6 protein-coding genes are annotated in these 10,334 nt (G+C 66.8%); 2 read left to right on the top strand and 4 right to left on the bottom strand.

Annotated elements, in window-relative coordinates; translation table 11 throughout:
* Positions 1–671: zinc-binding dehydrogenase (locus tag VN856_RS11865; RefSeq protein WP_325689194.1), on the bottom strand; the 671-nt coding region annotated here is incomplete at its 3' end.
* Positions 672–800: 129 nt separating this feature from the next.
* On the opposite strand from VN856_RS11865, the gene VN856_RS11860 reads away from it, so the two are divergent.
* Both VN856_RS11860 and VN856_RS11855 read left to right on the top strand, forming a co-directional pair.
* On the top strand, positions 801–938 hold the full coding sequence (locus VN856_RS11860) for a hypothetical protein (protein WP_325689192.1): 138 nt from the start codon (positions 801–803) through the stop codon (positions 936–938).
* A 102-nt stretch (positions 939–1,040) separates the two neighbouring features.
* Positions 1,041–1,529, top strand: coding sequence for a hypothetical protein (locus tag VN856_RS11855; protein WP_325689190.1), 489 nt, complete (start codon positions 1,041–1,043; stop codon positions 1,527–1,529).
* Here VN856_RS11855 and VN856_RS11850 read toward each other — a convergent pair.
* The 3 genes from VN856_RS11850 to fadD32 are packed head-to-tail and all read right to left on the bottom strand — an operon-like array spanning position 1,526 to position 10,284.
* Positions 1,526–3,079 carry an acyl-CoA carboxylase subunit beta gene (locus tag VN856_RS11850; protein WP_325689188.1) on the bottom strand — a complete coding sequence of 518 codons (1,554 nt, stop codon included), beginning with the start codon at positions 3,077–3,079 and terminating at the stop codon, positions 1,526–1,528. The two genes, VN856_RS11855 and VN856_RS11850, sit on opposite strands and share 4 nt — an antisense overlap.
* Complete coding sequence (gene pks13 / locus VN856_RS11845; RefSeq protein ID WP_325689185.1) at positions 3,080–8,380, bottom strand: polyketide synthase Pks13; 5,301 nt, start codon at positions 8,378–8,380, stop codon at positions 3,080–3,082.
* An 8-nt stretch (positions 8,381–8,388) separates the two neighbouring features.
* The gene (fadD32, locus tag VN856_RS11840; RefSeq protein WP_325689196.1) at positions 8,389–10,284 is read right to left on the bottom strand and encodes a long-chain-fatty-acid--AMP ligase FadD32; all 1,896 of its coding nucleotides are present in this window, start codon (positions 10,282–10,284) and stop codon (positions 8,389–8,391) included.
* Positions 10,285–10,334: the final 50 nt, after the last annotated feature.

The following is a 10,334-nucleotide window of genomic DNA, read 5'->3' as shown; positions in this document are numbered from 1 at the left end:
TCGCTGCTGCGATGGGTGGCGATCGCGATCATCGCCTCGGCGGCGGCCGGTCCCCACAGGTAGTCCAAGACGACGTCGACGTCGGCGGCAGCTGCGGCGAGTTGCGCGCTGTCGCCAAGGGATACGACGGCGTCCGCGCCGAGGTGTGGCAGCTCTGCCAGTCGCTGCGGGTTGCGGCCGGCCGCGACGACGCGGCTCGCGCCAAGCTGTTTGGCGACCTGCACGGCCAGCTGCCCGGAACTACCGGTAGCGCCGAGAACCAGCACGGACTGACCGGCCTGAAAGTCGGTTCGACGCCGCAGAGCCACCCACGATGACATTGCCGGGTTCATCGCCGCCGCCACCTGCACGGGGTCGGTGTCACCAGGCAACTCGAAGCTCTGCCGCAGGTCGATCAGGGTCTGCTCGGCCATGGCACCGGATGTGGTGTCACCCAGCGCGAAGTAACGCAACGCCCCGTCGGGAAGGCGCGCCACCCCGTCGACGCCGGGAACCAGCGGCAACCCGCCGGTGCTGGTGCAGTGCGAGCCGTCTGCCTGCGAGCGGACCCGGCGATGCAGTCCGGAAGCGACCACGTCGACCAACACTTGGTCAGGACCGGCTGGTACCGGGCTGGAGAATTCCAGGTACGCCGGCGGTGCGTCGAATGAGGTGACAACCGCTGCGTACATGACGGTTCCTTCCACGGCTGGATAACTAGTTCGTAGTACCACGTAAATATAGGTGGTACTACGAACTACTGCAAAGCGGCCCTGGTTCAGGGTCTCCTATGCCGGGTAGACCACCGCGAGGAGGCAAACATGCGCGCTGAAGAGGGCGACGAATCCATTGAAGAACTAGCCGACGAGGCCGCGAAGACGAAGAAGGAACTCCGCGACTCCACCGAGTCGGGTGAGAAAGCCCAGAAGCAGCAGGAGGACACCGGGAAGGGACATTAGCCGCCACCACTGTGTCGCAGGTCACACTGAGGCAGCGTATGTAAGGCATATCTCCTGGTCGCGCGGGGTCGATTTACCTCGCGAGACCGGATAATTGACAAAATGTCAATGACGATTTCCACGCTAGCCCGTTGTGCATTACCAGTTGTCGTGGCGCTGGCGGGATCGACCGGTCCGGCGGCTGCCGAAGCCGGCACCATCGTTCCTTTGCAAAGCATTCTGCGAGCATGTGACTTCAGCCCTATCCCCGACTTCTCGTCGACCGACCGCGCCACGGCGTCCGCGGCCATCCACGTCAACGGTGGCACCGTCACCGCCGATGTGTATCTCGCCGAGCCTGGTCAGCCGGGCACCCACTACGACGTCAGCCTGATCCAGTTTCCCCGGCCCTCGACCGCGTCGTGCGATGCCCCCGGGCCGGGCGTCGCGGTGGCCGGTCTCGACAGCGACGGCGCGGGCGTGGGAAACACCACGGTGCGCGACAGCCTTCGCTCCGGCACGACCGGCGTCTGGGTGTTCATCCGGCGGCCGAGCCCGAGGTCACAGAGCCCGGCCGAGTTCTACACGTCGGAGTTCGTCGCGTCGGTCTAAATCGGCGTCAGGCCGTGCTTGCGGTTCGTACGCCAGCTGATCTGCTTGTCGCGCAAGAGGTTCAACGACTTACGCAGTAGCAGCCTGGTCTCGTGCGGTTGAATGACTCCGTCGATGTAGCCACGTTCGGCGGCGATCCACGGGATCGCCATGTTCAGGTTGTAACCCTCGATGAAGTCTTTCTTGATCTGCTGCGCCTCGGGCGTGGTCGGGTCGGGGAACCGCTTCATCAGCAGCTGCGCCGCGCCATCGGCCCCGATCACCGCAATGCGCGCGGTCGGCCAGGCGAAGTTCAGGTCGGCGGTCAGCTGCTTGGACCCCATCACCGCGTACGCGCCGCCGTAGGACTTGCGGATCGTGATGGTCACCTTCGGTACGTCAGCCTCGACGACGGCGTTGAGGAACCGGCCGCCGCGCTTGATGATGCCGCCCTTCTCCTGCTCCACGCCCGGCAGGAAGCCCGGGGTGTCGACGACGAAAACCAGTGGCAGATTGTAGGAGTCACAGAACCGGATGAAGCCGGCCGCTTTGTCTGAAGCCTCGTTGTCGATCGCACCCGCCAGGTGCATCGGCTGGTTGGCGATCACCCCAAGGGGACGGCCGTCGACCCGGGCGAACGCGGTGATGATCGCCTGGCCACGCTGTGCGCCGACGTCGAAGACGTCGCCGTCGTCGAAGATGCGCAGCAGAACCTCGTGCATGTCGTAGGCCGCGTTGTCGTTGTCCGGCACGATGGTGTCCAGCTCGAGGTCAGACGGCGTGATCTCGGGTTCCAGTCCAGGGTTGACGACCGGTGCGTCGTCGAAAGTGTTGGCCGGCAGGAAACTCAGGTAGTCGCGCACATATTGGAACGCCGCGGCCTCGTCCTCGACGACCTGGTGGATGTTCCCATAGCGGGCCTGCGCGTCGGCGCCGCCCAGCTCGTCCATGCTGACGTCCTCACCGGTGACGTCCTTGATGACGTCCGGGCCGGTGACGAACATGTAGCCCTGGTCGCGCACCGCCACCACGAGATCGGTCTGAATCGGTGAATAGACCGCTCCCCCAGCGCATTTGCCCAAGATGATGGAGATCTCCGGAACCAGGCCGCGCAGCAACTCGTGCCGGCGGCCCAACTCCGCGTACCAGGCCAGCGACGTCACTGCATCCTGGATGCGCGCCCCGGCGGAGTCGTTGATGCCGATGATCGGGCAACCGACCATGGCCACCCACTCCATCAGCTTGGCCACCTTGCGGCCGAACATCTCGCCCACCGAGCCCTGGAACACCGTCTGGTCGTGACTGAAGACCGCGACCGGCCGGCCGTTGATCCGGCCGTGGCCGGTGACCACGCCGTCGCCGTAGAGCGCACCCGGGTCGCCCGGCGTGCGGGCCAAAGCGCCGATCTCCAGGAAGCTGCCGGGGTCGACCAGCGCGTGAATGCGGGCGCGGGCGCTCGGGATTCCCTTTTTGTCGCGGCGCGCGATCGACTTCGGATCACCGGGTTCTTTGGCCGTCTCGAGCCTTTCGCGCAGATCGGCCAGCAACTCAGCGGTGGTCTTGGTGGTCACTTAGGCTTCTTTCTGCTCGGCGTGAATCTTGTTGAGCGCCTGGGTCATGTGCGCACCGACTTTGGCGATGATCGGCTCGTCGATGGCCTGGATGTGCTCGCCACCGATCGGCACGACCTCCAAGTCCGCGACGTAGTCGCCCCAGCCGCCGTCGGGCTTGCGGATCGCGTAGGCGGGTTCGAAGGTGATCGCGTCGTCGTGGTAGCGGTCGGCCATGTACAGCGTGACGTGGCCGTCGTACGGCTGGTATTCCGCGGTGTCGATCGCCCGCTGGTCCAGATACGACGTGCGCTGGTGCTCGATGATCCCGCCCGGGATCTGGACACCGGCCTGCTGAACGGCCTCCAGCACGAACTTGACCTGTCCCTCGTCGTCGAGCGCTTCGAGTTGCTCGTAAGGGATTTCGGGAACCTGGACGTTGAAAGTCCGCTCGGCGAAGCGCGCGTAGCGGTCCCAGCGCTTGCGGGTCTCCTCCTTGGTCTGCAGGATCGGCTCGCCGGGCATCACCGCGTCGATCAGGCCGACGAACGCCACTTCGCAGCCCTGCTGCTTGAGCCCGATCGCGCAGGCGTAGGCCAATGCGCCGCCGAGCGACCAGCCGGCCAGGATGAACGGCCCGTTGCCGCCCAGCTCGCGAAGCTTCGGAACGTATTGCGCGGCACGCTCTTCGATGGTTCCCTCGACCCGCTCGAAGCCGTACATCGGAATGTCGGCCGGCAGACGGTTCAGCAGCGGTTCGTAGACCACCGTCGAGCCGCCCGCGGCGTGGAACACGAAAACCGCTGGCTTGGTTGAGCCTTCGGGCCTGGCCCGAAGCGTGCGGACGAAGCCGTCGATCTGGCCGGCCTCCAGGAATTCGCGGACGGTGGTCGCGAGCTGCTCGATGGTCTCGGCCGCCTTGACGTCGTCAACGGTGATCGTGCCCTCGGCGCGCTCCGACAGCCGCTCCGCCATCTTGGTGGCGGCGGCGTCGTCCAGCTTGGGCAGGTCGTTGAAGATGCCGCCCGGTGACTTGCCGGTGACGATGGCCCAGGTCGCGAAGGTGACCCGCTCGGCGGCATCCCGCGGCGGGATGTCCGAGTTGAGCGCCGCGGCGACGGCCTGCTGGTTGAGTGCCTGTGCGGCGCCGGCCAAGTTGGGTGGCGCAGCCTGCGCGGCAGGTCCGGCCGGGTTGGTCGGCGGCGGCGGGATCGCGGCATCCGACTGCGTCTCAGGCTGGGCTTGCGTGTCGGGTGCCGGGGCCTCAGCCGCTGGGGCCGCACCGGGCAGCGGCGCCGCACCGGACAGTATGGCGGCCTGCTCGGCGGCGATCTCCTCGGCAGTCTGCGTCTTCTGGCGCTCGTGCAGATCCTGCACGTCATCGCGGTGCTCGATCGCGTACTCGATCAGCTTTTCCACGTTGTAGAGGTTGGCGTCGCGGACCGCCTGCAGCTGAATCGGCGGCAGGTCGAAGTCGTATTCGACGCGGTTCTTGATCCGCACCGCCATCATCGAGTCGAGGCCGAGCTCGACCAGCGGGACCTCCCAGGGCAGGTCCTCGGGCTCGTAGCCCATCGCCATCGAGACGATAGCTGCCAGCCGATCACGAATCGTCTCACCGGAATCCGGTGACCAGCGGGCCAACGCGCCCACCTGGCGGGCAGTCAGGCTGTCGGTCACGGCGTCAGCCACCGGCTCATCCGCCGCGGGCTCGGCGACCGGCGCGGCCACCGCGGTCTGCGTCGCGGCGATCGCCGCACCCGCGCCGACCGCGGTCGGCAACACCGAAGCCTGACCGGCCCGCGACACCAGCGCGTCGTAGACCAGCGTGAAGGACTCGTCGATGCGCGCGTGGATCTGCACGGCCGCGCCACCGGGGTGCCGGGTCAGCGTCGTGACCAGCCGGGCGTTGGCGGCCGGCACCGCGCGCTGCTCGGAGGCGGTCAGCACCGCATCCGGAAGAACTTGCGTCGCAGCGGCTCTCACCAGAGCAGCCAGATCGGCCTCACCACGCGGCGCGTACTCCCAGACGTGCCGGCCGTCGGGCATCGCCACGTGCGTGCCGGGCATCAGCACCGAACCGTCGCCGGAGAAGTGCGCATCCAGCCAGTGCTCCTTGCGCTTGAACTTGGTCGGCGGGATGTTCGCAAAGTCTTCCGGGCCGGATGCGCGAGTGAACAGTGTGCGGATGTCGAGGTCGTGGCCGAACACGAACAACTGCGCCATCGCCGAGATCATCGACTCGACGTCGTCCTGCTTGCGGGCCAGCGTCGGAATCAGCTGGGCGTCCGGCAATCCCGCGGCCGCGGTGGTCAACCCGATCTGCATCAGCGCGACCGGGTTCGGCGCAAGCTCCAAGAACGTGGTGTACCCGTTGTCGACGGCGTTGCGCACGCCGTGGGTGAAGTACACCGAATGCCGCATACCCTTGAGCCAGTAAGCGACGTCGTGGATCGGCTCGCCGCCCGGCCGGACATAGGTCCCCTCGTGCACCGTCGAGAAGATCCCGACGTTCGGGCTGCTCGGCGAAATGCCCTGCAGCTCAGCGGAGAACTCGCCCAGTAACGGATCCATCTGCGACGTGTGGCCGGCACCTTTGGTCTGGAGTTTGCGGGCGAAGCGCCCTTCCGCCTCGGCGCGGGCGACGATCGCGTCGATCTCGTCGGGCGGACCACCGATGACGGTCTGGCTCGGAGCGGCGTAGACACACACTTCCAGGCCGGGGAAGTCGGCGAACACCGTCTTGAGTTCGTCGGCGGAGTATTCGACCAGCGCCATGAACCGGATGTACTCGCCGAACAACATCGCCTCGCCCTCGCCCATCAGGTGCGAACGCGAGCAGATCACCCGGGTGGCGTCGGCGAGTGAGAGGCCGCCGGCGAAGTAGGCGGATGCGGGTTCGCCCAGCGACTGGCCAATCACCGCAGCGGGTTTCGCACCGTGACTCTTGAGCACCTCACCGAGCGCGATCTGGATCGCGAAGATGACGACGTTGCTGGTTTCGATGCCGTAGTCAACCGAGTCGTCGAGGATCAGCTCGAGGACGGAGTAGCCCCGCTCGTCCTGGATCAGCGCGTCGACCTTGTCGATCCACTCGGCGAAGACCTCGTGGCGCAGGTACAGGTTTTTGCCCATCTTGCGATGCTGCGCACCGAAACCGGCCATCGCCCAGACCGGGCCATTGGTCGCGGGTCCGTCGGTGCTGAACACGTAGGGCTTCTGCTTGCCGTCGGCGATCGCGCGCAAACCCTTGACGGCTTCTTCGTGGTCGTGGGCCAGCACCACCGCGCGGGAACGACCGTGGTTGCGCCGTGACAGCGCCCGTCCTATCGACTCCAATGACGACGCCTGGCCCTCGGGGCTTTCGATCCAGTCGGCCAGCTCTGCCGCGGCGGCCCGCTTGCGCGACGTCAGGAACGCCGAGATCGGCAACGGCACCACGGGCACCGGAACCTCTTCGGCCGCAAGCTCTTCCAGCGCGATCTCTTTGAGCCGGATGGCTTCGTCGGTGATGCCGGGCAACTCGTATTCGTCATCGGCCAACGTGCTGCCGGCTTCGGCTGAATCGATGAACTCGCCGTACTCGTCAAAGCGCACCCCGCCGATCAGCTCGCCGTGCTCCTCGGCGGCTGCCGCGGTCTCGGCCTCGGGCTGCGGTTCGGGCTCACGCTCGATCACGTCACGGGGCAGCACCTCGCGCAGCACCACATGCGCGTTGGCGCCACCGAAGCCGAAGCTGGACACACCCGCCACGGCATACCCGCCGTAGCGCGGCCAGTCAGCAACGGTATCAAGGACTTTCAGATGCGACGCATCGAAGTCGATGTACGGGTTGGGGCCGGCGTAGTTGATCGACGGCGGCAGCTTGTCGTGTTGCAGCGCCAGCACCATCTTGGAGAGGCTGGCCGCGCCGGCTGCCGATTCCATGTGTCCGACATTGGTTTTCACCGCTCCGAGTAGAAGCGGCTTGTCGGCGGGGCGGCCACGGCCGATCACCCGGCCCAGCGCCTGCGCCTCGATCGGGTCACCGAGCACGGTGCCGGTGCCGTGCGCCTCGACGTAGTCGATGGTGCGCGGGTTGATGCCGGCGTCCTTGTAGGCCCGGCGCAGCACGTCGGCCTGCGCGTCGGGGTTCGGCGCGATCAACCCGTTGGACCGGCCGTCGTGGTTGACCGCGCTACCGGCGATCACGGCCAGAATCTGGTCGCCGTCGCGGCGCGCGTCGTCCACGCGCTTGAGCACCAGCATTGCGCCACCCTCGGAGCGGGTGTAGCCATCGGCGTCGGATGAGAACGACTTGATCCGGCCGTCCGGCGAGAGCACCTGGCCGATCTCGTCGAAGCCGAGCGTCACCGCGGGGGTGATCAGCGCGTTGACTCCACCGGCCATCGCGACGTCGCATTCGCCGTTGCGCAGCGCCTGCACCGCCTGGTGGGTGGCGACCAGCGAACTCGAGCAGGCGGTGTCCACCGCGACCGACGGGCCGTGGAAGTCGAAGAAGTACGAAACCCGGTTGGCGACAATCGAACTCGCGGTGCCGGTGATCGCATACGGGTGGGCGACGGTCGGGTCTGACATGGCCAGATAGCTGTAGTCCATCACCGAGGTGCCGACGTACACGCCGACGGACTCGCCGCGCAGGCTGGACGCCGGAATACGCGCGTGCTCGAGCGCCTCCCAGGTCAGCTCCAGCGTCATCCGCTGCTGAGGGTCGATGTTGTCGGCTTCGGTCTTGGACAGCGCGAAGAACTCGGAGTCGAATCCCTTGATGTCGCTGAGGTATCCGCCGCGGGTGCGGGCCTTCTTGATCCGCTCGGCCAGCCGCGGCTCCTCCATGAACTCCGACCAGCGGCCCTCGGGCAGGTCGGTGATCGCGTCGCGACCTTCCAGCAGCGCCTGCCAGGTCTGGTCTGGAGTGTTCAGGTCGCCGGGCAACCGGGTGGCCAGGCCCACCACGGCGATGTCGACGCGCTCGACCGGCCCGGTGCGGGTCCAGTCGGTGTCGTCGTCGCCGGTTTCGGTCTCCGGGTCGCCCTCGACGATCCAGGTGGCCAACGATTCGATCGTCGGGTGCTCGAAGGCGACCGCGATCGACACCGTCACCCCGGTGTGGTCCTCGATGTCGGCGGCCATCGCCACCGCGTCGCGAGAGGACAGGCCGAGCTCCACCATCGGCGTCGCCTCGCCGATCGCATCGGGCGACTGCCCGGTGGCCTGGCCGATCCAGGTGCGCAGATAACGCCGTACCTCGGCGACGGTCATGTCGGTCCGGGCCGGAGCGGCTTCGGTTGTCGGCTGAATATCGAGGTCGGTGTCAGTCATAGTCGCGATCAATCAGTTTGGTCAGGGAAGGAGTTCGGGGCCGCGGTACCGCTGCGCAGGGTGCCGTCGATATAGGCGGAGCGGGTGGCGCGGCGGCCGATCTTGCCGCTGGAGGTTCGCGGCACGGATCCGGCCGTGACCAGCAGCACGTCACGCACGGTGACTCCGTGCCGGACGGCGATGGCCGCCCGGATGTCGTCAGCGATGGGCTGGTAGTCGAGCTTGTGCGCGCCGGCGGCACGCTCAGCGACGATCACCAACTGCTCGGAGCTGTCCTCCGCGTCGTGTTTGAGGCCGGCGTGCGGGTCGTCGAAAACCGAGGCGGGCAGTTGGTTGGTGGGTACCGAGAAGGCAGCCACGTAGCCCGTGCGCAAGGCCCGGCTGGCTTCTTGCGCCGAGTACTCGAGGTCCTGCGGGTAGTGATTACGCCCGTCGACGATGACCAGATCCTTGACCCGGCCGGTGATATAGAGGTGATCGTTGTGGTACGTGCCGTAGTCACCGGTGCGTACCCACGTCCCGTCATCGGCGGCGCCTTCAGCGCGTGACGGATTGGTGCGCGACTTGAGGATGTTCTTGAACGTCTCCTGGGTTTCCTCTTTGCGGTTCCAATATCCGGCGCCCATGTTGCTGCCGTGCAGCCAGACCTCGCCGATCTGCCCGTCGGGCAACTCGGTCGCGGTCTCTGGGTCGACGATGATCGCCCATTCGCTGACCCCGATCTTGCCGGCGGAGGCCTGCGCGACGCCGTTCGGCGCATCAGGGGCCACTTCGACGAACCGGCCCGTGTTCAGCGCCTCCCGGTCGACGTCGATGATCGTCGGCGGCTCCTCCATCGGGGTGGTCGAGACGAACAAGGTGGCCTCGGCCAAACCGTAGGACGGCTTGATCGCCTTCTCCTGGAAGCCGTAGGGCCCGAACGCGTCGTTGAACTTACGTATCGATGCCGCCGACACCGGCTCGCTGCCGTTGAGGATCGCCTTGACATTGCTCAGGTCCAGCGGCGGCTCACCCTCTTTGGGCAGGCCGCGCAGCGCCGCGTGTTCGAAGGCGAAGTTCGGAGCGGCCGAGAAGACCCCGCCGGTCTCGCCCTCCTTGCGCGCCAGCTCGCGGATCCACCTGCTGGGCCGGCGGACGAAGGCGGCGGGCGTCATGAAGGTGAACCGGTAGCCGACCAGCGTCGACAACAAGGTGGTGATCAGGCCCATGTCGTGGAAGAACGGCAGCCAGCTCACACCGCGGTCGCCGTCCTGACCCTCCAGGGCATGGATCACCTGGACGCAATTCGTCGGCAGGTTCAGGTGGGTGATCTCGACGCCCGTCGGGGTGCGGGTGGAGCCGGAGGTGTACTGCAGATAGGCGACGGTCTCAGGGCCTGCCGGGATTTGCTCCCACGTGCTGGCGACGTCATTGGGGACCGCGTCGACGGCGATCACACGCGGCCGCTCCTTGGCAGGCCGGCTGCGGAAGAACTTGCGGACCCCCTCGGCGGAATCGCTGGTGGTCAGGATCGCCGTCGGGGCGCAGTCGTCGAGCACGGCGTGCAGCCGGCCGACGTGTCCCGGTTCGGCGGGATCGAACAGCGGCACCGCGATCCGGGCGGCGTACAACGTGCCGAAGAACGCGGTCAGATAGTCCAGGCTCTGTGGGCACAGAATGGCGACCCGATCACCCGGCTGGGTCACCTGCTGAAGCCGGGCACCCACCGCGCGGTTGCGGGCACCGAACTCGGCCCACGAAATATCCTTCGCGACGCCCTCACGTTCGGTGGAGAAGTCCAGAAACCGGTAGGCGAGCTGGTCTCCACGCACCCTCGCCCACTTCTCGACGTGACGAACCAGGTCGGTGTTGTCCGGGAACTTGATCTGGCCGTTCTTGTCGATGAACGGGTTGTGGTACGCCATGCCATGCACTCCTGTCAGAACTGTTCTCGGTCGGCCGCGGTACTGCGGAC

This window comes from Mycobacterium sp. (assembly GCF_035603715.1).
Taxonomy (GTDB): Bacteria; Actinomycetota; Actinomycetes; order Mycobacteriales; family Mycobacteriaceae; genus Mycobacterium.
Note: the sequence above shows the minus strand (reverse complement) of the source record. Positions and strands in the feature narration are given on the sequence as shown.

Coding starts and splice junctions, on each gene's coding strand:
- VN856_RS11860 (WP_325689192.1), top strand. CDS start 801: ATGCGCGCTGAAGAGGGCGACGAATCCATTGAAGAACTAGCCGACGAG.
- VN856_RS11855 (WP_325689190.1), top strand. CDS start 1,041: ATGTCAATGACGATTTCCACGCTAGCCCGTTGTGCATTACCAGTTGTC.
- pks13 (WP_325689185.1), bottom strand. CDS start 8,380: ATGACTGACACCGACCTCGATATTCAGCCGACAACCGAAGCCGCTCCG.
- fadD32 (WP_325689196.1), bottom strand. CDS start 10,284: ATGGCGTACCACAACCCGTTCATCGACAAGAACGGCCAGATCAAGTTC.